This window comes from Streptomyces marokkonensis (assembly GCF_008312835.1).
GTDB classification, from domain to species: Bacteria; Actinomycetota; Actinomycetes; order Streptomycetales; family Streptomycetaceae; genus Streptomyces; species Streptomyces marokkonensis_A.
The window spans coordinates 159734-185351 of the sequence record NZ_VSKS01000013.1; the positions used below are offsets into that span (position 1 = coordinate 159734).

Annotated in this window: 21 protein-coding genes; 12 read left to right on the top strand and 9 right to left on the bottom strand. The window is 71.8% G+C overall.

The genetic code is table 11. The features are described 5' to 3' along the window. Window positions 1-105 precede the first annotated feature (105 nt). The 6 genes from F1615_RS35680 (at window position 106) to dnaK (ending at window position 6577) form a co-directional block, all read left to right on the top strand. Complete coding sequence (locus tag F1615_RS35680) at window positions 106-243, top strand: hypothetical protein (RefSeq protein WP_167533822.1); 138 nt, start codon at window positions 106-108, stop codon at window positions 241-243. Window positions 244-384: 141 nt separating this feature from the next. After that, complete coding sequence (locus F1615_RS22820) at window positions 385-1446, top strand: ATP-binding protein (RefSeq protein ID WP_149550912.1); 1062 nt, start codon at window positions 385-387, stop codon at window positions 1444-1446. Further along, complete coding sequence (locus F1615_RS22825) at window positions 1443-3260, top strand: vWA domain-containing protein (RefSeq protein WP_149550913.1); 1818 nt, start codon at window positions 1443-1445, stop codon at window positions 3258-3260. Before F1615_RS22820 ends, F1615_RS22825 begins: the two co-directional genes overlap by 4 nt. Window positions 3261-3358: 98 nt before the next feature. After that, window positions 3359-3787, top strand: a complete 429-nt coding sequence (locus F1615_RS22830; protein ID WP_037926698.1) for an OsmC family protein — start codon at window positions 3359-3361, stop codon at window positions 3785-3787. Window positions 3788-3866: 79 nt separating this feature from the next. Further along, window positions 3867-4610, top strand: coding sequence for a glycerophosphodiester phosphodiesterase family protein (locus tag F1615_RS22835; RefSeq protein ID WP_149550914.1), 744 nt, complete (start codon window positions 3867-3869; stop codon window positions 4608-4610). Between the two features lie 86 nt (window positions 4611-4696). Further along, window positions 4697-6577 (top strand): molecular chaperone DnaK, encoded by a 1881-nt coding sequence (gene dnaK / locus F1615_RS22840; protein ID WP_149550915.1) that lies wholly within the window; start codon window positions 4697-4699, stop codon window positions 6575-6577. 18 nt (window positions 6578-6595) lie between these two features. Here dnaK and F1615_RS22845 read toward each other — a convergent pair whose 3' ends face one another. Further along, window positions 6596-7459: a helix-turn-helix domain-containing protein gene (locus tag F1615_RS22845; RefSeq protein ID WP_149550916.1), complete on the bottom strand. Its 864-nt coding sequence runs from the start codon at window positions 7457-7459 to the stop codon at window positions 6596-6598. 235 nt (window positions 7460-7694) lie between these two features. Between F1615_RS22845 and F1615_RS22850 the strand changes: the two genes are divergently transcribed. After that, a complete protein-coding gene (locus tag F1615_RS22850) occupies window positions 7695-8120 on the top strand; it encodes a hypothetical protein (RefSeq protein ID WP_149550917.1) in 426 nt (141 codons plus the stop codon). On the opposite strand, the gene F1615_RS22855 is transcribed toward F1615_RS22850, so the two are convergent. Continuing rightward, window positions 8102-8923 carry a helix-turn-helix domain-containing protein gene (locus tag F1615_RS22855; RefSeq protein ID WP_149550918.1) on the bottom strand — a complete coding sequence of 274 codons (822 nt, stop codon included), beginning with the start codon at window positions 8921-8923 and terminating at the stop codon, window positions 8102-8104. The two genes, F1615_RS22850 and F1615_RS22855, sit on opposite strands and share 19 nt — an antisense overlap. A 125-nt stretch (window positions 8924-9048) precedes the next feature. On the opposite strand from F1615_RS22855, the gene F1615_RS22860 reads away from it, so the two are divergent. Further along, window positions 9049-9354 carry a 4a-hydroxytetrahydrobiopterin dehydratase gene (locus F1615_RS22860; RefSeq protein WP_149550919.1) on the top strand — a complete coding sequence of 102 codons (306 nt, stop codon included), beginning with the start codon at window positions 9049-9051 and terminating at the stop codon, window positions 9352-9354. A 5-nt stretch (window positions 9355-9359) separates the two neighbouring features. Beyond that, on the top strand, window positions 9360-10175 hold the full coding sequence (locus F1615_RS22865; RefSeq protein WP_149550920.1) for a class I SAM-dependent methyltransferase: 816 nt from the start codon (window positions 9360-9362) through the stop codon (window positions 10173-10175). Window positions 10176-10313: 138 nt separating this feature from the next. On the opposite strand, the gene F1615_RS22870 is transcribed toward F1615_RS22865, so the two are convergent. The 4 genes from F1615_RS22870 to F1615_RS22885 all read right to left on the bottom strand — a co-directional run bounded on the left by F1615_RS22870 (window position 10314) and on the right by F1615_RS22885 (window position 17521). Next, a complete protein-coding gene (locus F1615_RS22870; protein WP_149550921.1) occupies window positions 10314-11039 on the bottom strand; it encodes a peptidase E in 726 nt (241 codons plus the stop codon). Further along, window positions 11039-11605 carry a chloramphenicol phosphotransferase CPT family protein gene (locus tag F1615_RS22875; RefSeq protein ID WP_149550922.1) on the bottom strand — a complete coding sequence of 189 codons (567 nt, stop codon included), beginning with the start codon at window positions 11603-11605 and terminating at the stop codon, window positions 11039-11041. Before F1615_RS22875 ends, F1615_RS22870 begins: the two co-directional genes overlap by 1 nt. A 54-nt stretch (window positions 11606-11659) precedes the next feature. Continuing rightward, a complete protein-coding gene (locus F1615_RS22880) occupies window positions 11660-14305 on the bottom strand; it encodes a cellulose binding domain-containing protein (protein ID WP_149550923.1) in 2646 nt (881 codons plus the stop codon). Between the two features lie 300 nt (window positions 14306-14605). After that, the gene (locus F1615_RS22885; protein WP_149550924.1) at window positions 14606-17521 is read right to left on the bottom strand and encodes a glycoside hydrolase family 48 protein; all 2916 of its coding nucleotides are present in this window, start codon (window positions 17519-17521) and stop codon (window positions 14606-14608) included. 493 nt (window positions 17522-18014) lie between these two features. On the opposite strand from F1615_RS22885, the gene F1615_RS22890 reads away from it, so the two are divergent. From F1615_RS22890 to F1615_RS22900, 3 genes are all read left to right on the top strand, one after another. Further along, on the top strand, window positions 18015-19733 hold the full coding sequence (locus F1615_RS22890) for a glycoside hydrolase family 6 protein (protein ID WP_149550925.1): 1719 nt from the start codon (window positions 18015-18017) through the stop codon (window positions 19731-19733). Window positions 19734-19896: 163 nt separating this feature from the next. Beyond that, window positions 19897-20811 (top strand): class I SAM-dependent methyltransferase, encoded by a 915-nt coding sequence (locus tag F1615_RS22895; protein WP_149550926.1) that lies wholly within the window; start codon window positions 19897-19899, stop codon window positions 20809-20811. 68 nt (window positions 20812-20879) lie between these two features. Further along, window positions 20880-21581 carry an SDR family oxidoreductase gene (locus F1615_RS22900; RefSeq protein ID WP_149550927.1) on the top strand — a complete coding sequence of 234 codons (702 nt, stop codon included), beginning with the start codon at window positions 20880-20882 and terminating at the stop codon, window positions 21579-21581. Window positions 21582-21645: 64 nt separating this feature from the next. Here the strand turns inward: F1615_RS22900 and F1615_RS22905 are convergent, their stop codons facing one another. The 3 genes from F1615_RS22905 to F1615_RS22915 form a co-directional block, all read right to left on the bottom strand. Continuing rightward, on the bottom strand, window positions 21646-22437 hold the full coding sequence (locus F1615_RS22905) for an aldo/keto reductase (protein ID WP_149550968.1): 792 nt from the start codon (window positions 22435-22437) through the stop codon (window positions 21646-21648). 133 nt (window positions 22438-22570) lie between these two features. Further along, window positions 22571-24397, bottom strand: a complete 1827-nt coding sequence (locus F1615_RS22910; RefSeq protein WP_149550928.1) for an AMP-dependent synthetase/ligase — start codon at window positions 24395-24397, stop codon at window positions 22571-22573. Between the two features lie 296 nt (window positions 24398-24693). Beyond that, window positions 24694-25575 carry a LysR substrate-binding domain-containing protein gene (locus F1615_RS22915; RefSeq protein WP_149550929.1) on the bottom strand — a complete coding sequence of 294 codons (882 nt, stop codon included), beginning with the start codon at window positions 25573-25575 and terminating at the stop codon, window positions 24694-24696. Window positions 25576-25618: the final 43 nt, after the last annotated feature.

Here is a 25618-nt window from a genome sequence, read left to right on the forward strand (position 1 = left end):
CCGGGCACCGCGACCGGCGGTGCGCGCGGACGTCCCCGCGTCTCGGACCGCGCCGTCCGGGACCTCCCCGCCCACCGGAGCCGCCGCGGGGGGATTCCACGGCTCGTGGTGTTCCCCGACGGCCACGGGGACGCCCGGACGGAGCGGACCGGCCTGCGGGAACCGGCCCGGCACCGGCTCCTCCCGCGGCTCGTCCTCCACGACTGGGTCGTCGAGACGCTCGACCGGGTCCGGCGGGGCTGACCTCGCGGAAAACGCGTTGCCCCGCCGCCGCGGGGCGCAGTTCACTGGTGCCGGCGCCCTTCGTGGTCCGCGTGCTCCCACCCGGCCGCGGGCGGCCGCGCGCCCCCTTCCGACCTCCCCGAACGCCTCAGGAGTCCTTGCGTGCAGGCAGCCGTCACCGTCACCCCGGCCCGCATCCCGGAGCTGCTGCTCGGTCTCGCGACCGTGCGGCCGGTGTTCCTCTGGGGTGCGCCCGGCATCGGGAAGTCCTCCCTGGTCAGGGAGTTCGCCGAGTCGCTGGGGCTGGAGTGCGTGAGCCTGCTGGGCACCCAGCTCGCCCCCGAGGACCTCATCGGCGTCCCGCAGATCCGCGACGGCCGCTCGGTGTTCTGCCCGCCGGAGTCGATCGCCCGCGACGAGCCGTACTGCCTGTTCCTGGACGAGCTCAACGCGGCCACCCCGGACGTGCAGAAGGCGTTCTACTCGCTGATCCTGGACCGCCGGATCGGTGACTACGAGCTGCCCAAGGGCTCCATCGTCATCGGCGCCGGCAACCGCGCCACCGACAACGCGCTCGCCCGCCCCATCGCCTCCGCGCTCGTCAACCGCCTCACCCACGTCCACCTGGAGGCGTCCTCGAAGGACTGGCTGGTCTGGGCGGCGAACAACGGCATCCACCCGTGGGTCACCGACCACCTCACCGACCGCCCCGACCACCTGTGGTCCAAGCCGCCGAAGACCGAGGAGCCGTTCTCCACCCCGCGGTCCTGGCACATGCTCTCCGACGCGCTGCACTCCTTCGGCCGCGACCTCGACGAGGACACCCTGAAGGTCCTGGCACACGGCACGCTCACCCCCGCGCACGCCACCGCCTTCTGCGGCTACGTCAAGATCGTGCGCAGCCGCTTCGGCATCGACGCCGTGATCAAGGGCGACGCCCGCTGGCCGCACCGCCCGGAGGACCGCGACCTGCTCTACTACCTCGCCGAGTCCTTCCGCGGACGCCTCGTCAAGGAACTCCCGGCGACCAAGGAGCACATGTCGGCGAACGGCCGCCAGACCGCGTACCGCGCCAAGTCGCTGCTGGTGCAGCTCGCGGAGATCTCCGTCGAGGTCGCCCAGACCGTCATCGCCTCCGACCACGACGGCAACCCCGTCCTGCCGTCCTGGTTCCTGGTCGAGGCGGCCCGCGACATGCCCCGGCTGGTGGAGGCGCGCCGGTGACGCGCGCCCGCGCGAAGGGGCCGAAGAACGCCAAGGGGCCGAAGAAGCGCGACCTCGCGGAGGAGGCGTTCACCGCGGGACTGGGGCTGGTGCGGGCCAACCCGGCGCTGGCCGCCGTCGACTTCGACGTCTGCCGCCGGGAGAACTGCGAGCTCGCACCCCGGGAGGGACTGGTCCGCGTCGACTCCGAGGCCGTCCTGCACGCCCACCCGGACCGCATGGCCGACCCGGACACCTGGGCGTGGGCCCTCGCGCACGCCGTCCTCCACCTCGGCTTCGGTCATGTCCCCGCCGCGCAGGGGACCCGCGTGCAGCCGGACCGCTGCGAGCTCGCCGCGCGCTGCGTGGTCGTCAACCGCTTCCTGCTCGGCTTCCCCGTCGGCCGCATGCCCGACGACCTGCCCGCCGCCTACCCCGACGGCGACGAGGAGCGGCTCGCCGCGCGCTGGCGACGCGACGGCGTCCCGGCCGTGTACGAGCGCTGCGGTACGGCGGGCGGCGAGGCGGACGTGTTCCTCCAGGAGTGGTACGGCTGGTACGGGCAGCCGCCGGACCATCAGCTGGCGTTCGCCACCGCCCTCACCCGCACCGTGTCCGCCGCGATGGACATGGCGGGCGGCCGGCGCGACAGCCTGGACGGCAAGCCGGTCCCTCGGCGCCCCTGGGAGCGGGCGCTCGGCTGGTTCGTCTCCTCCTACCCCCTGCTCGGGGGCATCGCCTCGGGCATCACCCTCGTCGCCGACGCCGAACTGGCCCGCGCGCACGGCATCTCCGTCGCCGCCGTCGACGCCGAGGCCGGCGAGATCTACGTCAACCCGCTGCGGCGGTACGACGACGAGGAGTGGCGGTTCGTCCTGGCCCACGAGATGCTGCACGCCGCCCTGCGCCACGGCGACCGCTGCGGCGGACGCGACCCGTACCTGTTCAACGTCGCCTGCGACTACGTGGTCAACGGCTGGCTGGAGGAGATGCAGGTCGGCACCATGCCCGAGGGCCTGCTGTACGACAAGGAGCTCGCCGGACTGTCCGCCGAGGAGGTCTACGACCGCATCACCGGCGACCTGCGCCGCATGCGGCGGCTCTCCACCCTCCGCGGCAAGGGGCTCGGTGACATCCTGGGCGGCCCGCTCGGCCCGCCCCGCGACTGCGTCGACCTCGACGGCTTCTACCGCCGAGGCCTCGCCCAGGGCCTGGACCTGCACCAGCGGCAGGAGCGCGGCTACCTGCCCGGCGGCCTCGTCGAGGACATCCGCGCGCTCAGCCATCCGCCGCTGCCCTGGGACGCCCGCCTCGCCCGCTGGTTCGACGAGTTCGTGCCCCGCCCCGAGCCGCTCCGGTCGTACGCCCGCCCCTCCCGGCGCCAGGCCTCCACCCCGGACATCCCCCGCGCGGGACGCCACTTCCCGCCCGAGGAGGTCGCCCGCTGCACCTTCGGCGTCGTCCTGGACACCTCGGGCTCCATGGACCGCGTCCTGCTCGGCAAGGCGCTGGGCGCCATCGCCTCCTACGCCGGGGCCCGTGACGTACCGGCCGCCCGCGTGGTGTTCTGCGACGCGGCACCGCACGACGCCGGCTACGTGCCGGTCACGGAGATCGCGGGGAGGGTCCGGGTGCGCGGCCGGGGCGGCACCGTCCTCCAGCCCGGCATCGACCTCCTCCAGCGGGCGGACGACTTCCCGCCCGCCGCGCCGGTCCTCGTCATCACCGACGGCTGGTGCGACGTCCTGCGGGTCCGGCGCGAGCACGCGTATCTGATCCCGCGGGGCGCGCGGCTGCCGTTCACCGCGAGAGGGCCCGTCTTCCGGGTGAGTTGAGCCGTGATGTGATCGGATGGGGACGGGCACCCGGTGACACCGGAGCCCGGACCGAGCACCGCCGGACACACGGCCGGACTTTTTCGAAAGGATGCGTCATGGCAGCCACGCGCTCCGCACACACCGTTTGGGAAGGCAGTCTCTTCAAGGGCAGCGGGGTCGTCGCCTTCGACTCCTCCGGCAGCATCGCCGAGCAGCCGGTCACCTGGGCGTCGCGTGCCGAGGAGGCGAACGGGAAGACCAGCCCGGAGGAGCTGATCGCCGCCGCGCACTCCAGCTGCTTCTCCATGGCCCTGTCCAACGGGCTCGACAAGGCCGGCACCCCGCCGACCCGGCTGACCACCTCCGCCGACGTCACCTTCGTGCCCGGCGAGGGCATCACCGGCATCCACCTCACCGTCGAGGGCACCGTTCCCGGCCTTGACGAGGCCGGCTTCGTCGCCGCGGCCGAGGACGCCAAGGTGAACTGCCCGGTCAGCCAGGCGCTGAAGGGCACGAACATCACCCTGACGGCGAAGCTCGCCTGACCCGCTCGCCGCGTCGAGCCACCGCGGGCCGCTCCCCGGGGAGCGGCCCGCGGCACGTCCCCCTCCGGGAGCGACCACCATGACGCCACGACCCGCCGTCTCGGCCCACCGGGGAGGCTCCGAGCGCGCCGCCCCGGCCACCCGGGAGGCGTACGAGGACGCGCTCGCGTCCGGCGCGGAGTACGTCGAGTTCGACGTCCGGCGCACGGCGGACGGGGTCTTCGTCGTCCACCACGACCCCCGCGTGCGCCGCACCGGCCCGCCGCTGTCCACGCTCACCCACGCCGAGCTGAACGAGCGCGCCGGCTACCCGGTGCCCGTGGTGGAGGAGCTCATGGAGCTGATCGCCGGGAGGCTCGTCGGGCATCTGGACCTGAAGGAGACCGGCCACGAGCGGGAGCTGATCGATCGCGCGGTCGCCCTGCTCGGCGAGGACGGCTTCGTCGCCACCACCCTCGAGGACCGCTCCGTCGCCGCCATCACCGCGGCCCGTCCACGCGTGCGCACCGCACTGTCCCTCGGCCGCAGCGGCGAGGGCGTCGGCCGGCGCGGGCTGGTGGCGACCCGGATCAGCGAGCTGCTCCCCATGCGCCGGGTCCGCGCCTGCGGCGCCCACGGGGTCGCCGTGCACCAGCGTCTGGCCCGCGCCACCGTGCTGCGCGAGGCCGCGCGTAACAGACTGTTCACCATGGTGTGGACCGTCAACGAGGACGCGGCGCTGCGGAGCTTCCTCGGCGACCCGCGCGTGGACGTGCTGATCACCGACCGCCCCCGTCGCGCCGTGGAACTGCGCGGGACGACCGACGCCCACACCTCTCGTTGACAACCACCCATTCAAACTATTGACAACAGGGCGCTCAAGTTTTGTGCTGGAAGTCCGGAGAGGTGCCCTGGCGGAAGGGGACAGCGATGGGACGTGCCGTCGGAATCGACCTGGGAACGACGAACTCGGTGGTGGCCGTGCTCGAGGGCGGTGAACCCACGGTCATCGCCAACGCGGAGGGCGCGCGCACCACCCCCTCGGTCGTGGCGTTCGCCAAGAACGGCGAGGTGCTGGTCGGCGAGGTGGCCAAGCGGCAGGCCGTGACGAACGTCGACCGCACCGCCCGCTCGGTCAAGCGGTACATGGGCGACGCCCAGTGGCGGTTCCCCGAACAGGGCTCCGTCGACGGCACCCGCTACCGGGCACAGGAACTGTCCGCCCGGGTGCTGCAGAAACTGCGCCGGGACGCCGAGTCGTACCTCGGCGAGGACGTCACCGACGCGGTCATCACCGTACCGGCGTACTTCGACGACACCCAGCGGCAGGCCACCAAGGAGGCCGGGGAGATCGCCGGCCTGAAGGTGCTGAGGATCATCAACGAGCCCACGGCCGCGGCCCTCGCGTACGGCCTGGACAAGGAGAACGACCACACCGTCCTGGTGTTCGACCTGGGCGGCGGCACCTTCGACGTGTCGCTGCTCGACATCGGCGAGGGCGTCATCGAGGTGAAGGCCACCAACGGCGACACCCACCTCGGCGGCGACGACTGGGACCAGCGCGTCGTCGAGTACCTCGCCAAGCGCTTCAAGGGGCACTACGGCGTCGACCTGGCGCAGGACAAGATGGCCGTGCAGCGGCTGCGGGAGGCCGCCGAGAAGGCGAAGATCGAACTGTCCTCGTCGACGGAGACCAGCATCAACCTGCCCTACATCACCGCCTCCGCCGAAGGCCCCCTGCACCTCGACGAGAAGCTCACCCGCGCCCAGTTCCAGGAACTCACCGAGGACCTGCTGGAACGCTGCAAGAAGCCCTTCCACCAGGCCGTCAAGGACGCCGGTGTGACACTCTCCGCGATCGACCACGTAATCCTCGTCGGCGGCTCCACCCGGATGCCCGCCGTCACCGACCTGGTCCGCGAACTCACCGGCAAGGAGCCGCACAAGGGCGTCAACCCCGACGAGGTCGTGGCCCTCGGCGCCGCCCTCCAGGCCGGCGTCCTGCGCGGCGACGTCAAGGACGTGCTGCTCCTCGACGTCACCCCGCTGTCCCTCGGCATCGAGACCAAGGGCGGCATCATGACCAAGCTGATCGAGCGCAACACCACGATCCCCACCCGGCGTTCGGAGATCTTCACCACCGCCACCGACAACCAGCCCTCGGTCGGCATCCAGGTCTACCAGGGCGAACGCGAGATCGCCGCCTACAACAAGAAGCTCGGCGTCTTCGACCTCACCGGTCTGCCGCCCGCCCCCCGCGGCGTCCCGCAGATCGAGGTGGCCTTCGACATCGACGCCAACGGGATCATGCACGTCTCCGCCAAGGACCTCGCCACCGGCCGCGAGCAGAAGATGACCGTCACCGGCGGCTCGGCCCTGCCCAAGGACGACATCGACCGCATGATGCGCGACGCCGAGCAGTACGCCGAGGAGGACCGCAGGCGCCGCGAGGCCGCCGAGACCCGCAACCAGGCCGAACAACTCGTCTACCAGACCGAGAGGTTCCTGCGGGAGAACGGCGACAAGGTGCCAGGCGACACCAGGAGCGAGGTGGAGTCCGCCGTCACGGAACTGAAGCAGCTGCTGGGGCAGGAGGCCACAGAAACGGCCGAGCTGCGGGCCGGCGTGGAGAAACTCGCGTCGGTCAGCCAGAAGATGGGCCAGGCCATGTACGCGCAGACCGCGTCGGCCCCCACCGGGGGCACCGAACAGGAATCCTCACCGCAGGAGGACGACGGTGTCGTCGACGCGGAGATCGTCGACGACGACAAGGACACCGGCGCCGGGGGCCGCAAGGACGGCGCGGCCTGACCCCGGGCCGTCCCTGTCTCAGTAGTGCTCCCGGCACTCCCGGAGCAGCTTCTCCGTGCGCTGGGCCGAGGCCGCCCGCGCCGTCATGTGGTCCAGGACCTCCAGGTGCACCGCGACCTCCTTGCGGGAGTCCAGGTACAGGGCGCCCGTCAGGTACTCGGTGAACACCATGTCCGGCAGCTCCGGCTCGGCGAAGCGGAACAGCGAGAACGGCGCGTACGTCCCCGGGTGCGGCCCGTCCGCGAACTCGGCGATCTGCAGCGTGACCCGGTCCCGCTCGGAGTACTCCAGCAGCTTGTCGAGCTGGTCGCGCATCACCCGGCCGTCGGCGCTCACCGGGCGCCGCAGCACCGTCTCCTCCATCAGCACCCACAGGTGCGGCGGATCGGGGCGCTCCAGGAGCCGCTGCCGCTCCATGCGCAGGGACACGTGCCGCTCGACGGCCTCCCGCCCGGCGTTGCCGATCGTCCCGGCCTCCAGGACCGCACGCGCGTAGTCCTCGGTCTGCAGCAGCCCCGGCACGAAGTGCGGCTCGTAGGACCGGATGATCCGGGCGGCGCCCTCCAGGCTCACGTACATGCTGAACCACTCGGGCAGCACGTCGTGGTACCGCTGCCACCAGCCCGGCCGGTTCGCCTCCTCGGCGAGCTCCACGAATGCCTCGGACTCGCCCTCGGGCACCCCGTACGCGGTCAGCAGCAGCTGGACGTACGGAATCTTCAGCGCGACCTCGGCGGTCTCCATCCGTCGCACGGTCGCCGGCGCCACCCGCAGGATCCGGGCGGCCTCCTCCCGTGAGAGGCCCGCGGCCTCCCGAAGCTCATGCAGCCGCCTTCCCAGGACCACCTGGCCCACGGTCGGTGCGGCCCGCCGCTCACTCACGCCACGCCTCCCCAACGCGCCCGGGCACGCGCTCAGTCTGTCATGTTCCTCCGACACTCTCACGGGCCACGGGAAACCGCCCTGTTTCCCTACTCCCCACCCCCATTACCCGGCAGGTAATCGACCCGGCGCCGCCCCCGCGCCATCGTGGACGCACCGGGTTCCGGGCCGGCGCACTCCGGCCCGGGACCCGGCTCCGGCCGCCGCAACCGATCCCGACGAAGGGTGATTCATCATGTCCGCGACCCAGCTTGCCGCGCTCGCCCGGACCGTGGAGCCGCAGCGGATGCTGCGCCGCTTCCTGGCCCTCGACGCCGCGGTGACCGGCGCGAACGCGCTCGCCTACCTCGCCCTGGCCGGCCCGCTCGGGCGGTTCCTCGGCGCCGGCTCCGGCCTGCTGCTGGGGCTCGGCGCGTTCCTCGCCGTGTACGCGGCCGGGGTGGGCCTGCTGGCCGCGCGCCGCCACCCTCCGACGCTCGGGGTGCGGGCCGTCGTCGAGGCCAACCTCGCCTGGGCGGCGGTGAGTGTCGCCGCCCTCGCGCTGTGGCTCTCCCCGACCACGGCGGGCGCGGTGTGGACGGTCCTCCAGGCGCTCACCGTGGCGGGCTTCGCCGTGCTCCAGCACATGGCGCTGAGGGCGCGTCAGCTCAGCCAGGACTGAAGGTACTTGGCCGTCGCCGGGTCCGCCGGGAGCAGCGTCTCCACGGCCAGCTCGGCGACGGTCACGTCCATCGGTGTGTTGAACGTCGAGATCGACGACACGAACGACAGCCTCCGGCCCTCGTGCTCGATGACCATCGGCAGCGCGAAGTACGCCACCGGCACGTCCGCTTCCTCCGGGTGCCGCTCGTGGGTGTCCGGGACCGGGAACGCCGCGACCTCCTCGTACAGGGCCCGCAGCGGCTCGGAGCGGCACAGCGCGATCTGCCGCCGCATCTGCTCCAGCAGATGCCCGCGCCACTCCCGCAGATTCAGGATCCGCGGCGCCAGCCCCTGCGGGTGCAGCGTGAGCCGCACCGCGTTCAGCGGCGGTGTCAGCAGCGACTCCGGGACGCCGTCGAAGAGCATCATGACCCCCCGGTTGGCCGCCACGACGTCATACATCGCGTCCACCACCAGCGCCGGGTACGGCTCGAAACCGCCGATCAGCCGCTCGATGCCGTCCCGCAGCGCGTCCAGTGCCGGATCGTCCAGCGGGGTGTGCGGGAACCGGGGCGCGTAACCGGCCGCCATCAGCAGCGCGTTGCGCTCCCGCACCGGGACGTCCAGCTGCTCGGCCAGCCGCAGCACCATCTCCTCGCTGGGCCGGGAGCGGCCGGTCTCGATGAAGCTGATGTGCCGGGCGGAGGAGTCGGCGCGCAGGGCCAGTTCCAGCTGGCTGACCCGCCGCTGCTCCCGCCAGGCGCGCAGCAACGGGCCCACGCCATCGGCGCCGGCGGCGGTTCGGGACGGGACAGTGGTCATGCCAGGACCGTAGTCGAGAAGCGGCCGCACCGGGGAACCGCCCGCCTCCGGCCGGGTCCCGGGAGCCCTCCTGTGGCAGCCTGGGAGTCCGGCACGAGACCCCAACCGGCGAAGGAGCGCAGCCCATGCCCGTCGAACCGCTGTCGCAGAAGGAGATCGAGGACCGGCTGGCCGGCCTGCCGGGCTGGTCGCTCGAGGGGGACCGCCTCACCCGCTCCTACCGGCTCGGCTCGCACGTCGCGGCGACGGCGATGGTCGTCCACATCGCCCAGGTGCAGGAGGAACTCGACCACCACTCCGACCTCACCCTCGGCTACGACACCGTGTCCCTCTCCGTGCACACCCACAGCGCGGGCGGCGCCGTCACCGCCAAGGACCTCGAGCTCGCCCGCAGGGTGGAGGACCTGGCGCCCGCACACGGTGCACACTGAGGCGCGTGCTGGACTACGACGAGGAAGCGGAACGGTACGACGCCCTGCGCGGGGGTGAGGCCCGGGCGGCGGCCGCCGCCGAGGCCGTGCTGAGCCTCGTACCGGGCGGTGCGCGCGAACTGCTGGACGTCGCCTGCGGCACCGGCATCGTGACCAGGCGGTTTCCCGCCGCCCGCCCCGGACTGCGGGCGACGCGTGCCGACCTCGCCCCGTCGATGACCCGGATGGCCGCCGCCCGCCTGCCGGGCGCCGTGATCCGCGCGGACAGCCGCGCGCTGCCCTTCGGCGACGCCCGGTTCGACGTGGTGGTCAGCGTGTGGCTGCTGCACCTGATGTCCGGCCCGCGGGAGGTGCGGACGGTCGTCGGCGAGTGCGCCCGCGTCCTGCGGCCCGGCGGGGTGTACGTCACCACCGTGCACAAGGGCGCCTCCCACAACGTCGGCAGTGACATCGACGCGGTCCTCGCCGCCCGTCCGCCCAGCCCGGTGCCCGACGCCCCCGCCGACGTGGCGGCCGCCGCATCCGCGCACGGGCTGCTCCCCGCGGGGGAGGCCCGCTTCCGGGGCCACGGTCAGGGCCGCAGCCCCCGCCGCACCATCGCGGACCTGCGGCGCGGCTGGTTCGTCACCCTGCCCCCCGGGGAACCGGCCGCCGAGGAGTTCGCCTCCCGGCTGGCCGGCCTCCCCGACCAGGACCGGCCCCGCCCCGATCCCGTGTTCAGCCTGCGCGCGTACCGCAGGCCACCGACCGGCAACCCGGAGGGCCCCGGCGGCGACCGATGGACAAAATCCATCCGTCCTCCCAGGAGGTCCGCCCCGTGAAGCACCCCCGCAGGCACGGCAGACACCGTGTGCTCCTCCCCGCGGCACTCGCCGTGGCGGCACCGGCCCGACACCAACTCCCGCACACAAGCTGCTTCACAGGCGCCGACATGCCCACCCCACCCCGACCCACCGTCTTCACACCCTGAGCGTCCGGCATTCCAGGGCCCGCTCGTGGGCCACACCACCCGGGCCCGCCTGTACCCGGTACAGGCGGGCTTCGGAACTCCGCGTCACCGCCTCGACGAGCCGGCCGTCCACGAACAGGGCGCCCGCCCCGTCCTCCACCGCCCACCCGGCGGGCAGCATGCCACCCGCCACGGCCGCCCGGTAGGAGTCCCGGCGGCCGGGTTCACCGTCGTGGTGCGGACACACCGACCCGGGCAGCAACCCCAGGCCGTCCGCGAGGTACGTCAACGGGCCGAAGGAGTCGGTGAGCGACCCCTCGGCCCAGCAGTTGGCGCCGGCACTGATCCCGCACAGCAGGGTCCCGCGCTCGTACGCCTCGCACACCAGACGGTCCACACCGTGGACCCGCCACACCGCCAGAAGATTGGCGGTGTTGCCGCCCCCCACGTACACGACGTCCTGGGAGAGCAGGAAGGCCCGTAGTGCCTCGTCGTCGAGCTCACGCCTGAACAAGGACAGTACGGACGGCTCGCAGCCCCGCGTCCGGAACGCGTCGAGGAACTTCTCGGCATACGCGGGTGCGTCCCCGCTGGCCGTGGGCACGAAGCACACCTTGGGCCGTGGCCCGCGGGCATGACCGAGCAGCCAGTCGTCCAGCAGCCCGTCGTCGTCGGTGGAGAAACCGCCGCCGAGGAGGGCAAGACGACGCGCGGGGACGCGGCGGTCCCGGGACATCAGCCGACCGCCCGCAGGTCGGGGCGCAGTGCGGTGCGGAGCTTCTCGAATGCGGTGGGACGCGGCTGGTGGGGCAGGAAGTCGCTGATCCGGCGTGCGCAGTCCGCCGCACCGGCAGCGGTCGTATCGCATTCGATGTCGTACAGGCCGTGTGAGTGCACCAGCTCGAACTGCCGGTCCGCGAGGCCGGCGGGGCGGTCGCCGCGTGCCTGCTCGCGTCGCCGCAGTTCTTCCAGTGAGCAGCGGACTCCGACCAGGACGACGTCCCGCGCGGGGAACAGTTCGAGACAGTCCAGCAGGCGCCACTCCTCACTCAGTACGTGGTCGACGACCACGTTGTTGCCCGCCGCGGCCATGCCGGCGACCGCCCGGTGAAACCCCCTCCAGGTGCGGTGCAGCACGTCGGGGAGTTCCTCCGCGGGGATCTCCCGGCGTGACCGCATCGCGTGGAAGGAGTCCACGGGCAGGTGGAAGTACGGCTCGTCCAGCATCAGCAGCAGTTCCCGCGCGATGCTGGACTTCCCCGAACTGGACGTGCCGTTCAGGAAGATGATGCGGCCGGGCATCCGAGGCTCCTTGCTGTCGCCGGTGGAGGAGGCACCATTCTCCACCGGCGGCTTTCAGCGGAGCGTGCAGGTCCGGTCGCCCAGGCGGAAGGACGCCGGCGTCCCGTTCGCCGCCGAGCGGGTCGCCGTGAAGCCGAAGGCTGCCGATGAACCCGCCGTCACCGTGCCGTTCCAGTCGGTGTTGCGGACCGTCACCGCCGGACCCGACTGGGCGTGGGACCCGTTCCAGAGCTGGGAGATCTTCTGGCCGTCCGCGAAGGACCAGGTCAGGGACCAGCCGTTCCAGGTGGCCGAGCCCGTGTTGGTGAGCCGGACGTCGGCCTGGAAGCCGTCGGCCCACTGGTTGGTGATCCTGTAGGTCACCTCGCAGGTGCCGGACGGGTCAGGGTCCGGTTCGCCGCCGGTGCCCGCCGTGTCGCCGTAGACGACGCCGCGGCCGTTGGTCGCCACGTACACGCGGCCGTAGACCCGCGGGTCACCGGTGATGGCCGCGCCGGTCCACCCCCACTGGTGGGCGTCGTCGTTGACGCGGGTCCAGGTCGCGCCCCGGTCCGTGGAGCGGAAGATGCCGCGTACGCCGCCGATCTCCGCGCTGGTGAAGAGGGTCTGGTAGGAGGCCCCCGGCGCCGCCTTGCCGAAGCCGATCGTGTCGGCCTCGCCGACGCCCGGCAGCTTCCTGAACGTCGCTCCCGAGTCCGTCGAGTGCCACAGACCGTACGGCCCGTCGCTCGCCCCGCCGGCCAGCCAGACCTCGCCCTCCGCACCCGGAAGGGCCTTGAAACGCACGCTGTCGCCCTCGGGGAGCCCCGTCGCGGACGACGCCTCGAAGGTCGCGCCGCCGTCCGTACTGACGTAGAACCTGCCCGACTTGAAGCCGTAGAAGGTCATCGGGTCCTCCCGGTCGGACTCGACGACCGCCCCGGCCGGGATGCCGCTCGACGCCGTCCAGGACGTGCCGAACCCGATCGCGTAGTGGACGCCGGTGCCCTGCGGGCTCCACACGAAGCGGCTGCCGTCGGCCGCCGCCGCGACCGTCCCGCCGCCGCTCACGCCCGAGGGGTCCGTCCCCGCGAACCAGTTGGCGCCGTTGTCCGTCGAGAACGCGATGTGCGGGCCGGAGTCCAGATGGCCGGCCCGGACCACCGTGTCCGGGTCCGACTCGGCGAAGTCCAGACTGGTCGTCGACGTGAAGTTCGGACGGGTGAACATCATCGACGGCACCTCGGTGAGATCCGTGTGCCGGAAACCGCCGATGTCACCGAGCGCGCTGAGCAGCGGGGCACCCGACGGAGGAGACGCGAGGTCGTTGACGGCCGTCTCCTCCAGGCCGCGCACCATCGGCCGGATGGTGAACGGCGTGTCGTCGTCCCAGTTCGTCAGGTCCTCCGTGCCGTAGACCGTCGCGCCGGTGCCGTACATCATCCGGTCCGGGTCGAACGGGTCGATCTCCAGCGCCTCCGTCATCCAGCCCAGTTTCGGGCTCTGTTCGGGCGGCGACGGGTTCGCGTCCCAGGTCAGCCAGGGCGACGACGAGACGTCCATCGTGTAGCGGTTCTCGCGGTCCGGGTAGGAGGTGTAGCGCCACGCCTGGGTCCACGTCCCGCCGCTGTCCGTCGAGCGGAAGATCTGGGTGTCCGGCCACCACGAGCTGTACGCCGTCGCCATCACCGTGCCCGGGTTCTGCCGGTCCACCGTCAGCCCGCTGAACCCGTAGTAGGTGTCCGCCTCCGCGACCGGGCTGATGTCGGTCCAGGTGCCGCTCTCCGTCGCGTACCGGTACAGCCGGCCCTTGCCGCCGTCGTACGGGCCGCCCGTGTCGCTGTACGCGAGGTAGAGGTAGCCGTTCTCGGCGTCCAGGACGCCCTTGTGCGCCAGGTATCCCGTCGGCTGCCCGGCCAGCCGCTGCCATGTCGCGCCCGCGTCCGTCGACCGGTACACGGCGTTCTCCTTGTCGGCGACCCCGACGTACACCGTCTTCGTCGCCGTCCCCGCGCCGCCCGTCGACTCGTCGAAGGTGACCCAGACGATTCCCTGGTTGTCGGACGCGTACCCGGTCGTGTCACTCGGATCCTGGACGTAGTTCCCGGGGTTGGGGAAGGACGTCACCTCCGACCAGGTGGCGCCCGCGTCGGCCGACCGCCACAGCCCGTGGCCGCTGGGCGCGCCCAGGTACAGCACGTCGTTGTCGTGGGGGTCGACCGCCAGGCGTTCCCCCATGCCCCGCCCCGGCATGTTCCCGCCGAGCTTGAACGGCAGACCGGCCTTCCGCCAGCTCGCGCCCCGGTCGGTGGAGCGCAGCACGGCTCCGTTCGCCGGGTCCCAGTCGTTGGTGTACGTGCCGACCGCCGCGTACACCCGGTCGGGGTCGACCGGATCGGAGGCGAGGCTCACCACACCGGTGTGGCCCCAGTCGTCCCAGCCGACCGAGTCCAGGAGGGGGGTCCAGGTCTTCGTGGCCTCCTGCCAGCGGTAGGCGCCGCCGATGTCGGTGCGGGCGTAGGCCAGGTCCTTCTCGCCGCGGTTGAAGACGATGCCGGGCACGAAGCCGCCGCCGTCGATGCGCGCGTTCTTCCAGGTGTAGGTGTCGGCGGCGGGCGCGGAGGCCGGCTCGGGGGCGTCGGCGGCCAGGGCGGGCGGGCCGCCCGCGAGCAGACCGGCCGCCAGCGCGAGCACGGCCGTGAGGACGCGGGTTCTTCGCACGGTGCGGTCCTTCCTCGTGGGGGGAGGGGGAGGGGGAGGGAGCGTGCGAGGGCCGGGCGGTCCTCCGTGCGTGGCCCCCGTCGTCGAACCCCCGTCGTCCGCCCGGAGGGCGGGCCGCGCGGCGTCAGGTGCGTGCTCTCTCTGGGGTCCCCCCGGCCGGAGGCCGGGGGAGTGCCGGTGAGAGTGCGTGCATGACGTCGTGAGGCAGACGGGGGTCCGACGACAGGGACCGAGAACCGCCCGGCCCGTGGTGGCCCCGGCGTCAGGTGCCGGGGCCGGTACGCGGAGCGTCGGCGGGGGCTATTCGAGAAGCTCCGCGTACGAGCCCATGGCCAGCGCGATGTCGGCCTGGGCCCAGAACCGGTGGTACGTGAAGGTGGGCGCGGCGCCGCCCTCGAGATAGCTCTCGATCTTCGACCAGGCCGGGTCGTCCTGGTAGAAGGACCGGATCGACTCGAAGGTGGACGACGAGTTGATCGCGTCACCGTTGGGCATGGTGCCCGTCCAGCCGCTGGGGACGTACACCGGGTCGTCGAAGCGGTTGTAGTCGGCGCGGGTCTCCGGGACGGCGATGCCGAGCGCGTCCTGGTTGTTCTCCCACATGCCGTCCAGCAGCGCCTTCGCCGTGGACGCCGCCTCCGTGTCACCGGAGCGGTCGGCGTAGTACGTCAGCGTCTTGGCGTAGGCCGCGGCCACACCGACGTCGTTGGTGTAGTCGGTGACGCTGACGTGCAGCCCGCTGTTGGCGCCGGGCGACGACGCGTTCCAGGTGTCGGGCTTGCCCGACCACTGCAGCGTCGCCGGGATCCGGAAGGAGCCGTCCGGGTTGATCGTGGTCTCGGACAGCGCCCAGTCCACCCACTTGTCGAGGACCGACTTGGCGAGGGCGTTGCCGGTCTGCTGGTACAGCTCGGCCACGCGCTCCATCGACCACGCCTGGAAGCCGAACCACTGGTTCGAGGGCGGGTCGTGGTACACCGGCTTCTCGTCGTAGTGCATGCCGTAGAAGGTCGGCGTGCCGGACGGCGGGGTGGTGTACCGGCCCGCCCAGCTGTTGGTCGCGCCGCCCGCGATGCCGCCCTCGTCGGACTGCAGCCAGCGGTAGAACTCCAGCTGCCGCTGCATCGACTTCGCCCAGTCGCCCGCGCCCGTCGCCGACTTCGGCTTCAGCGGCGCGTACTGGCTCAGCGCGTACGCGGCGAGCGGGTTCTGGTAGCCGCCGTGCGCGTGGCTGGAGCCGATGCGCCAGGCCCAGCCCGCCGAGGTGTCGGTGGCGCCGCCCCAGGCGTAGTACCAGGACAGCAGGTAGTGCGAGGCGTCCTTGCCGGTGCCGGCCGGGCAGGACGGGCTGGTGCAGTCGCCGACCTTCTTGAAGTACTTGTCGTACATGGCGTAGCGCAGGTAGTCGCCCATCTTCGCGGCCTTGGCGACGGTCGCGGACACCTGGGAGCCCTTGCCCTGGTCCTTCGCCCACAGGTCCGCCCAGTACGCGGCCTGCACGGCACGCGCGTCGGCGTCCGGCGCGTTGGTGAACTTCCACTGCTTGGCGTAGGACGCGTCCTTGGTGAACAGGTCCAGGTAGCCGTTCTTCCCGCCGTACTTGAAGGCGTCGCAGGTGGGCTGCGGGACGGTCTCCCACACCGACTCCTGCGGCCCGCGCTGGAAGGTGTTGATGTACGACGGTCCGGTGTCCGCCGGACCCGCCTCGCACTTGCCGGGCGAGTTGCCGTAGCCGTACACGTTGTCGACGTCCTGGATCCAGTGCATGCCGTAGACGTCGTCCGTGCCGTAGGCGGACTTCAGCTCGGCCGCGATCGGGTCGGGGCCGACCGAGACACCCGAGTCGAGGGCGGACGGGTACTCGTTCGGGGTGTCGTGCTCCGGCGCGTAGGTCGCCGGCTTCGAGGCGTTGTAGAAGGAGTTCGTCGGCTGGTCGGCGTGGGTCGGGATCATGTACTTCTCCATGATCTCCCAGGCCCCGTTGAACTTCGACCAGTCACCGGTCACCTTGCCGTACATCGCCTGCAGCCACAGCAGGTAGCTGTACGCCTCCGAGGTGGTCTCGTGACCGTGGTCCGGCGCCTCGACGATCAGCGTCTCGACCGAGTGGTACGGGATGCCCTCCGGCGAGAAGTAGCCGTTCGCCGGGTCGGTGATCTTCCCGTACAGCTCCAGGAAGCGCGCGTCGTACGCCTTCTGGGCGCCCAGCTGCGTCACCGTGACCGCCGCCTTGGCGTGGCCGGGTGCCGAGGACTCGAAGACGGCCGAGCCGCTGCCCGAGGAGTCGGCGGAGATCGTCACCTTCTGCGCGGTGTTCCAGTTCGACGGGGTGAAGGTGAGCGAGGCGCCACCGGAGACCGACAGCCCCGTGTTGCCGCTCGCACGCGTCGTCGTGACGGTCACGTTCGCGGTCGGCTGCTTGGACAGCTTCACCTCGTAGGTGCCCGACTCACCCTGCTGGACGCCCAGCTGGGACGGCGTGGCCACCACGGTGGGACCGGAGGCGACCGTGATGCCGACCGGGGTGGAGTCGGCGGAGGCGCCCATGCTGTCGTACGCCTTCGCCACCAGCGAATGACTGCCCACGGCCAAGCCGGCGGCCGAGAGCGTGAAGGGCGCGCTGGTGTCGGTGCCCAGCAGCTCGGTGTCGTCGTAGAACTCCACCTTGGTGATCGTGGCGTCGTCGGCCGCCGCGGCGGTGGCCGCGAGCGGGACGGTCTCGCCCTGCGTGTAGACCGCGCCCGCCTGCGGGCTGGTCAGCACGGTGATCGGCGGCTGGTGGGCCCCGGTGCAGGTGGTGCCGTTGATCGCGAAGGACGTGGGAGCGGCGTTGCTGCCGCTGTAGGAGAACTGCGCGCCGGTCGTGACGGCGCCGCCGGCGGCGATCCGGGCGTTGTGCCCGGCGTTCTTCACGGTCACGGTTGTGCCGGACTGCGACCAGCTGCCGTTCCAGCCGTTCACCAGCCTCTGGTTGCCCGCGTAGTCGTACGTCAGGGTCCAGCCGTCGATGACGTCCGCGCCGCGGTTGGTGAGGGTCAGGTCGACGGTGAAGCCGGACCCCCAGTCGTTCGCCTTGTGGTCGACGCTGCACTGAACCGCGGCCGCCTGGGCGGGAGTCGAGCCGGTCGAGAGCATCGTCAACGGAAGCGCCAGAGCGGCCGCGACGGCCGTTAACAGGCGCCGGACGCCGCTGCGTCTCCTGGGTGGGGGATGCATGGTGCTGGTTCCTCCTGCGACTCGGTCATGTCAAGCCTTGAACCAGTGGGAGCGCTCCCATAGTGAGGACGGGGTGGTGAGCGGTCAAGCCTTGTGGAGAATCGAAAAGATTCGACGGTTCGAGTCGGGCGAATGTCAGCAGCCCCTCTGTTCTTCGCCGTCACTTGGCGCTAGCTTCAAGTACACCAGTGGGAGCGGTTCCATCAGTCGACGCGTCCGTCACGACGCGTCCGAGCTGCAAGGAGTCGCTCATGCGCCACCCCCCGCGTTCAGTACTTTCAGCGGTCCCCGTGCACGTGTGGAGCACCTGACGCGGGGCGCTCGTTCCCGTGGGATCCCCTTGCCGTCCGCGCTGCCCGGACTTCGTCCCGGCGGCCTCGCGGGCCTGTCCCGACCAGGCCCGGACGGCACTCCCACCCGTAAGGCACCAGGCCGCGAGATCGTCCGCGCGCGCCCCAGAAGGACAGCCCCCTACGGATAGGAAACCCGCACCATGAGTCGCACCAGAACCGCGCTTCTCGCCGCGATGGCGCTGGTCGCCGGCGCCACCGGGACGGCGTTCGCCGTCGTCCCCGGCGACGCCGGCGCGGCCGCCGTCCCCTGCACCGTGGACTACCAGGTGCAGAACCAGTGGGACACCGGCTTCACCGCGTCCGTGAAGGTCACCAACAACGGCGCCGCGAAGTCGTCGTGGGCGGTGAAGTGGTCCTACGCCGGCAACCAGAAGGTCACCAGCGGCTGGAACGCCAAGGTCACCCAGTCCGGCGCGAACGTCACCGCCGCCAACGAGTCCTACAACGGCACGCTCGCCACCGGCGGTTCGGCCACCTTCGGCTTCCAGGGCACCTACAGCGGCAGCAACGCCGTTCCCGCCACCTTCACCCTCGACGGCGTGACCTGCAACGTCGACTCCGGTGGCCCGACCGATCCGCCGGACCCGACCGACCCGCCCCCCGGCAACCGGGTGGACAACCCCTACGACGGCGCCAAGGTGTACGTGAACCCGGAGTGGTCGGAGAAGGCCGCCGCCGAGCCGGGCGGCAGCCGCATCGCGAACCAGCCCACCGGTGTCTGGCTGGACCGCACCGCCGCCATCAACGGCGTGAACGGCGGCATGGGCCTGCGCGACCACCTCGACGAGGCCCTGCGGCAGAAGGGTTCAGGCGAGCTCGTCGTCCAGCTGGTCATCTACAACCTGCCCGGCCGTGACTGCGCCGCCCTCGCCTCCAACGGCGAGCTCGGCCCGACGGAGATCGACAAGTACAAGACCGACTACATCGACCCGATCAAGGCCATCCTCGCCGACTCGAAGTACGCCTCGCTGCGGATCGTCACCACGGTCGAGATCGACTCCCTGCCGAACCTGGTCACCAACGTCTCCCCGCGGGCCACCGCCACGCCCAACTGCGACGTCATGAAGGCCAACGGCAACTACGTCAAGGGCGTCGGCTACGCCCTCAACAAGCTCGGTGACGTGCCCAACGTCTACAACTACGTGGACGCCGGCCACCACGGCTGGCTGGGCTGGGACGACAACTTCGGCCCCTCGGCGGACCTGTTCAAGCAGGCCGCCACCGCCGAGGGCGCGACGGTCGCCGACGTGCACGGCTTCATCGCCAACACGGCCAACTACAGCGCGCTGAAGGAGGACCACTTCTCCATCGGCGACAACGTGGCCGGCAAGTCGGTGCGCGAGTCGAAGTGGGTCAGCTGGAACCGCTACGTCGACGAGCTGTCGTACGCCCAGGCGCTGCGCGACCAGTTGGTCTCGATCGGCTTCGACTCGGGCATCGGCATGCTGATCGACACCTCCCGCAACGGCTGGGGCGGTGCGAACCGGCCCACCGGACCCGGTGCCACGACCAGCGTGGACACCTACGTCGACGGCGGCCGCTACGACCGCCGGTTCAACACGGGCAACTGGTGCAACCAGTCGGGAGCCGGACTCGGTGAGCGGCCCCAGGCCTCCCCGGAGCCCGGGATCGACGCCTACGTGTGGATGAAGCCCCCGGGCGAGTCCGACGGGGCGAGCGAGGTCATCGACAACGACGAGGGCAAGGGCTTCGACCGGATGTGCGACCCGACGTACACCGGCAACCCGCGCAACGACAACAACATGTCGGGTGCCCTGCCCGACGCCCCGATCTCCGGGCACTGGTTCTCCGCCCAGTTCCAGGAGCTGATGAAGAACGCCTACCCGCCGCTGTCGTGACGGGCTGATCACCGGTCCGCCGGGTCCGGGCCACGAGGTCCGGGCCCGGCGGACCACCGCACTCCTCCCGCCCGGCGCGTTTTTGCGCGAACGGCAACATCGGTTGCCCGTGCGCGGTGCGTCGTCGCACCCTGACGGCATCCGAGCGGAGAGGCTGATCGGCATGGCGCACCACCACGAGCACGAGCACCACACGCACCAGCAGGGACACGGACACGGCCACGGACACGTCCACGACGACATCGACTGGGCCGAGATGGCACCCCTGCTCGAGGCGCAGGCGGAACTGTTCACCCCCCTGTACGAGCGTGCCCTGAGCTGGCTGGCGAAGGAGGTGACCGAACCGGGTCTGATCGTGGACGCGGGCAGCGGGCCCGGAGTCATCGCCTGCCTGTTCGCCGAGACGTTCCCGGGTGCCCGGATCGTGGCCGTGGACGGCTCCGAGCCGCTGCTTCAGCGGGCCCGCGCCCGGGCGGAGCGCCAGGGCGCGGCCGACCGCTTCGGCACCCTCGCCGGCGAACTCCCCGACGTGCTGGGCGAACTGGACTACCCCGCCGACCTGTTGTGGGCCAGCCGCAGCGTCCACCACCTGGGCGACCAGCGCGCCGCGCTGGCCGCCTGCGCCGAGCGCCTGGCACCGGGCGGCACCCTCGCGGTGATGGAGGGCGGCCTGCCCGCCCGTTTCCTGCCGCGTGACATCGGGTTCGGCCGGCCCGGACTCCAGGCCCGCGTCGACGCGGCGGAGGAGGACCGGTTCAGCCGGATGCGCGCCGAACTGCCGGGCTCCGTGGCCGCCGTCGAGGACTGGCCCGCGCTGCTGACCGCGGCCGGCCTGCACCACACCCGCTCGCGCACCTTCCTCCTCGACCTCCCCGCCCCGGCCACGGACCGCGCCCGCGCCTACGTGACCGCCGCGCTCACCCGCACCCGCGAGGTCATCGGCGAGGACCTGGACGCCGACGACCGCGCCACCCTCGACCGGCTCCTCGACCCCGGCGACCCGGCGGGCGTGCACCACCGCCCTGACCTGTTCGTCCTGGCGGCCCACACGGTCCACGCGGCGGTGCGGCCGGTGTGACGGCTTGACTTGGAGAGCTCTCCAAGTGATGGACTCCCCGGCACGCAACGAACACACAGGGGGTTTCCATGACCGACTCTCCGGTCGCGCTCGTCACCGGTGGGGGCAGCGGCATCGGCGCCGCCGTCGCACGGCGGCTGCTGGACGCGGGACAGCGGGTGGCCGTCACCGGGCGGAGCGAGGAGCGGCTGCGCGGCTTCGCGAAGGAACTGGGGGAGCCCGAAAGGCTGTTGACGATCCCGGGTGACGCGGCGGTGTACGAGGACGTGCGGTCGGCGGTCGACACCGCGCTGGCGGAGTTCGGCCGGCTGGACACCGTCGTCGCCAACGCGGGCTACGCCACCGGTGATTCGGTCGCCGAGGGCGACCCCGCCGGGTGGACCGGGATGGTGCTGACCAACGTCCTCGGTCCCGCGCTGCTCATCCGGGCGTCCATCGACGCCCTGAAGGAGACCCGCGGACGGATCGTCCTGGTCGGCAGCGTCGCCGGGTTCGTGCCCACGCCGGGCAACCTCTACGGCGCGACGAAGTGGGCGGTGACCGGGCTCGCCGAGAACACCCGGCGGCAGGTCACCGAGTGGGGCGTCGGCGTCACCCTGATCGCGCCCGGCCGCGTGGACACCCCGTTCTGGGACGCCCACGGCAGCCTGCCGCCCGGGCATCTGCTCACCGCCGGCCAGATCGCCGACTCCGTCGTGTGGGCCATGGGGCAGCCGGCCGGAGTCGACGTCAACACCGTGGTCGTACGGCCCGTCGGCCAGCCCAACTGACCACCGCCACCACAACGACGCGGACGGCCTCCCCGCCGAGGGGAGGCCGTCCGCGTGCCCGGCGTCAGCCGGCGTTGAACTCCGCGGGGTCCGGACCGATCCGCCGGTCCTCGTTCAGCGCGCTGATCGCGGCGAGGTCCTCGGCGTCCAGGCTGAACCCGAAGACGTCGATGTTCTCCTGGATCCTGGACGGCGTCACCGACTTCGGGATGACGACGTTGCCCAGCTGGAGGTGCCAGCGCAGCACCACCTGCGCCGGCGTGCGGCCGTGCTTCCGCGCGATCGCCACGATCGCCGGGACCTCCAGGATGCCCTTGCCGGAGCCCAGGGGCGACCACGCCTCCGTGGCGATGCCCTGCTCGGCGTGGTACTCACGCGCGGCGTGCTGCTGCAGGTGCGGGTGCAGCTCGATCTGGTTGACCGCCGGCACGACGGACGTCTCGCCGATCAGGCGCTCCAGGTGCTCCGGCAGGAAGTTGGACACGCCGATGGCGCGGACGCGGCCGTCGGCGTGCAGCTTCTCGAACGCCTTGTAGGTGTCGACGTACCTGTCACGCGCGGGCGTCGGCCAGTGGATGAGGTACAGGTCCACGTAGTCGAGACCGAGCTTCGACAGCGACGTGTCGAAGGCCCGCAGGGTGGCGTCGTACCCCTGGTCGCTGTTCCAGAGCTTGGTGGTGACGAAGAGGTCCTCGCGCGGGACGTCCGACCTCGCGACGGCCTTGCCCGTGCCCTCCTCGTTGCCGTAGACCGCCGCGGTGTCGATGCTGCGGTAGCCCGCCTCCAGCGCCGTCGCCACGGCCGTCTCGGCCTCCGCGTCCGGCACCTGCCAGACGCCGAAGCCCAGCTGGGGCATCTCGACGCCGTTGTTCAGGATGATCGGGGGGACCTTGCTCACGAGCTCTCGATCCTTCGGTTGTGGTCAGGTGTTACAGGTGTACCCCCATCGTCAACGATCACGGCCCGCGGTGCATTCCTGACCGGAGAATTCACGCGCGGTAGAGCGCCTCGACCTCGTCCTCGTACGCCTTCTCGATCGCCCTGCGCTTCAGCTTCAGCGACGGGGTGAGCAGCCCGTGCTCCTCGGTGAACGGCTGCGCCAGGATCCGGAACGTGCGGATCGACTCGGTCCGCGAGACCAGGGTGTTGGCCGCGACCACCGCGCGTCGCACCTCCGTCTCCAGGTCCGCGTCGCGCACCAGCTCGGCCGCCGGCATCGGTGCCTTGCCGCGCATCGTCAGCCAGTGCTCCACCGCCTCCTGGTCGAGGGTGACCAGGGCGGCGACGTACGGGCGGTCGTTGCCGACCACGATGCACTGGCTGACCAGCGGATGGTCGCGCACCCGCTCCTCCAGCACCCCCGGCGAGACACTCTTGCCCCCCGAGGTCACCAGGATCTCCTTCTTGCGCCCGGTGATCGTCAGATAGCCGTCCTCGTCCAGCGAACCGAGGTCCCCGGTGGCCAGCCAGCCGTCGTGCAGGGTCTCACCGGTGGCCCTGGGGTTGTTCAGGTAGCCCTTGAAGACGTTGTCGCCGTGCAGCCAGATCTCGCCGTCGTCCGCGATGTGCACGGTGACACCGGGGACGGGCCGGCCGACCGTGCCGTAACGGGTGCGCTCGGGCGGGTTGGCGGTGGCCGCCGCCGTCGACTCGGTGAGTCCGTACCCCTCGAAGACGTGCACCCCGGCGCCCGCGAAGAACAGTCCGAGCCGGCGGTCCATCGCGGAGCCGCCCGACATGGCGTGCCGGATCCTGCCGCCCATCGCCGCGCGGATCCTGGAGTAGACGAGCTTGTCGAACAGCTGGTGCTGCATCCGCAGTGCCGCGGACGGGCCGGGCCCGGTGCCCCAGGCCTTCGCCTCCATCGCGTCCGCGTACCTGACGGCCACGTCGACGGCCTTCTCGAACGGCCCTGAGCGGCCCTCCCGTTCCGCCTTGCGCCGCGCCGCGTTGAACACCTTCTCGAAGATGTACGGCACGGCCAGGAAGAACGTCGGCCGGAACGCGGCCAGGTCCGGCATCAGCGCGGCCGCGTTCAGCTGCGGCTGATGGCCGAACTTCACCCTCCCGCGGATCGCCGCCACCTCCACCATCCGCCCGAAGACGTGCGCGAGCGGCAGGAACAGCAGCGTCGACGCCTCGTCGCCCCTGCGGGAGTGGAACACCGGCTCCCAGCGCTCGATGACGGTGTCCGCCTCGTACATGAAGTTGCCGTGCGAGAGCACACAGCCCTTGGGGCGGCCGGTGGTGCCCGAGGTGTAGATGACCGTCGCCACCGAGTCGGGCGTGACCGCCTGCCGGTGCCGGTGCACCACCTCGTCGTCCAGATGCGCGCCCGCGTCGTACAGCTCCTGCACCGCGCCCGCGTCGAGCTGCCACAGCCGGCGCATCCGCGGCAGCCGGTCGATGACCGTGGCGATCGTCATCGCGTGGTCCTCGTGCTCCACGACCGCGGCGGTCACCTCGGAGTCGTGCAGCATCCAGAAGCACTGCTCCGCCGAGGACGTGGGGTAGACGGGGACTACCTGCGCGCCGACCGTCCACAGCGCGAAGTCGAAGAGCGTCCACTCGTAGCGGGTACGGGACATGATCGCGACCCGGTCGCCGAACCGGACCCCGCCCGCGAGCAGGCCCTTCGCGAGGGCGAGCACCTCGTCGCGGAACTCGGCGCTGGACACGTCCCGCCAGTGGCCGGTGCCGTCCTTGCGGCCCAGCGCGACGCGCGACGGGTCCTCCTCGGCATACCGGAAGACCACGTCGGCCAGACCGCCCACCGGAGGCTCCAAGTCCAACGGAGGGTTGGTGAACTCGCGCAATCCCGCTCCCCGCTCCTCAGCGCCCGGACCGCTGCGCGACGTCGTCGTCCCGCACAGCGCCGTGAAAGCTACCCCACGCGGCCGGAAGCCGGGAGGGGCCGGGAGACCGGGCCTGGCTCTCGTCCGCGCTGGTCAAGGGAGGAAAATGCGCTCACATGGGGAAGGGCCGGACAGAAACCTGACGCAGGAGTAAGTTTCGGTGGAGCAATCTCCACCGAATCTGTACGAGCGCATGACCGCCCCTTGGGGCGGCGCGGCGGGCCCCAATCCCCCCGGCGTGCGCGCGGGCCGGACCGTCACCCCCGCCCGCCGCGGTGCAGCCGGTCACCGCCCGCGAGGATCGCCGCCGCCAGGGCGTCGGCCGCGCCCTGGGCGGAGGACCGGCGCGGGCCGTGCACCACCACGAAGTCCACTTCGCCCGGTTCCGGCAGCCCGGCCCGCTCCGGCATCCGCGCCAGCCCCGGCGGGATCAGTCCCCGCGAGTGCACCATCACCCCCAGCCCGGCCCGGGCCGCCGCGAGCAGACCGTTGAGGCTGCCGCTGGTGCAGACGATCCGCCACTCCCGGCCCTGCCGCTCCAGTGCCCGCAGTGCGAGGGCCCGCGTGATGCCCGGTGGCGGGTAGACGATCAGCGGCACCGGACGGTTCGGGTCGAGCCGCAGCCCCGGCGCGCCGATCCACACCAGTTCGTCGTGCCAGACCAGCCGGTGCGGGTCGGCGCGCGGATCCTCGGGCCGCCGCTTGGCGAGCACCAGGTCCAGCCGGCCCGCGGCCAGCCGCTCGTGCAGGATGCCCGACAGCTCGACCGTCAACTCCAGATCGACCTCCGGGTGCTCGTGCCGGAACCGCTCGAGGATCTCCGGCAGCCGCGTCAGCACGAAGTCCTCCGACGCGCCGAACCGCAGCCGCCCGCGCAGCCGGGTACCGGTGAAGAACCGCGCCGCCTGCTCGTGCACGGTCAGGATCCGCCGTGCGAAACCGAGCATCGCCTCGCCGTCCTCGGTCAGCTCCACCGAGTGCGTGTCCCGGGTGAAGAGCTGCCGTCCGGTGGCCTCCTCCAGCCGCCGCACGTGCTGGCTCACGGTCGACTGGCGCAGCCCGAGCCGCCGCGCCGCCCGGGTGAAGCTCAGCGTCTGCGCCACCGACAGGAACGTCCGCAGGTGCGTCGGGTCGTACATGCGGCCAGGGTAGCGGCGGTCATCGCGGAACATGATGACAGTG

Excerpts from the sequence above, each read along its gene's own strand:
- F1615_RS22830 (WP_037926698.1), top strand. The coding sequence starts at position 3,359 with ATGGCAGCCACGCGCTCCGCACACACCGTTTGGGAAGGCAGTCTCTTC.
- F1615_RS22835 (WP_149550914.1), top strand. The coding sequence starts at position 3,867 with ATGACGCCACGACCCGCCGTCTCGGCCCACCGGGGAGGCTCCGAGCGC.
- dnaK (WP_149550915.1), top strand. The coding sequence starts at position 4,697 with ATGGGACGTGCCGTCGGAATCGACCTGGGAACGACGAACTCGGTGGTG.
- F1615_RS22850 (WP_149550917.1), top strand. The coding sequence starts at position 7,695 with ATGTCCGCGACCCAGCTTGCCGCGCTCGCCCGGACCGTGGAGCCGCAG.
- F1615_RS22855 (WP_149550918.1), bottom strand. The coding sequence starts at position 8,923 with ATGACCACTGTCCCGTCCCGAACCGCCGCCGGCGCCGATGGCGTGGGC.
- F1615_RS22860 (WP_149550919.1), top strand. The coding sequence starts at position 9,049 with ATGCCCGTCGAACCGCTGTCGCAGAAGGAGATCGAGGACCGGCTGGCC.
- F1615_RS22870 (WP_149550921.1), bottom strand. The coding sequence starts at position 11,039 with ATGTCCCGGGACCGCCGCGTCCCCGCGCGTCGTCTTGCCCTCCTCGGC.
- F1615_RS22875 (WP_149550922.1), bottom strand. The coding sequence starts at position 11,605 with ATGCCCGGCCGCATCATCTTCCTGAACGGCACGTCCAGTTCGGGGAAG.
- F1615_RS22885 (WP_149550924.1), bottom strand. The coding sequence starts at position 17,521 with ATGCATCCCCCACCCAGGAGACGCAGCGGCGTCCGGCGCCTGTTAACG.
- F1615_RS22890 (WP_149550925.1), top strand. The coding sequence starts at position 18,015 with ATGAGTCGCACCAGAACCGCGCTTCTCGCCGCGATGGCGCTGGTCGCC.
- F1615_RS22895 (WP_149550926.1), top strand. The coding sequence starts at position 19,897 with ATGGCGCACCACCACGAGCACGAGCACCACACGCACCAGCAGGGACAC.
- F1615_RS22900 (WP_149550927.1), top strand. The coding sequence starts at position 20,880 with ATGACCGACTCTCCGGTCGCGCTCGTCACCGGTGGGGGCAGCGGCATC.
- F1615_RS22905 (WP_149550968.1), bottom strand. The coding sequence starts at position 22,437 with ATGCCCCAGCTGGGCTTCGGCGTCTGGCAGGTGCCGGACGCGGAGGCC.
- F1615_RS22915 (WP_149550929.1), bottom strand. The coding sequence starts at position 25,575 with ATGTACGACCCGACGCACCTGCGGACGTTCCTGTCGGTGGCGCAGACG.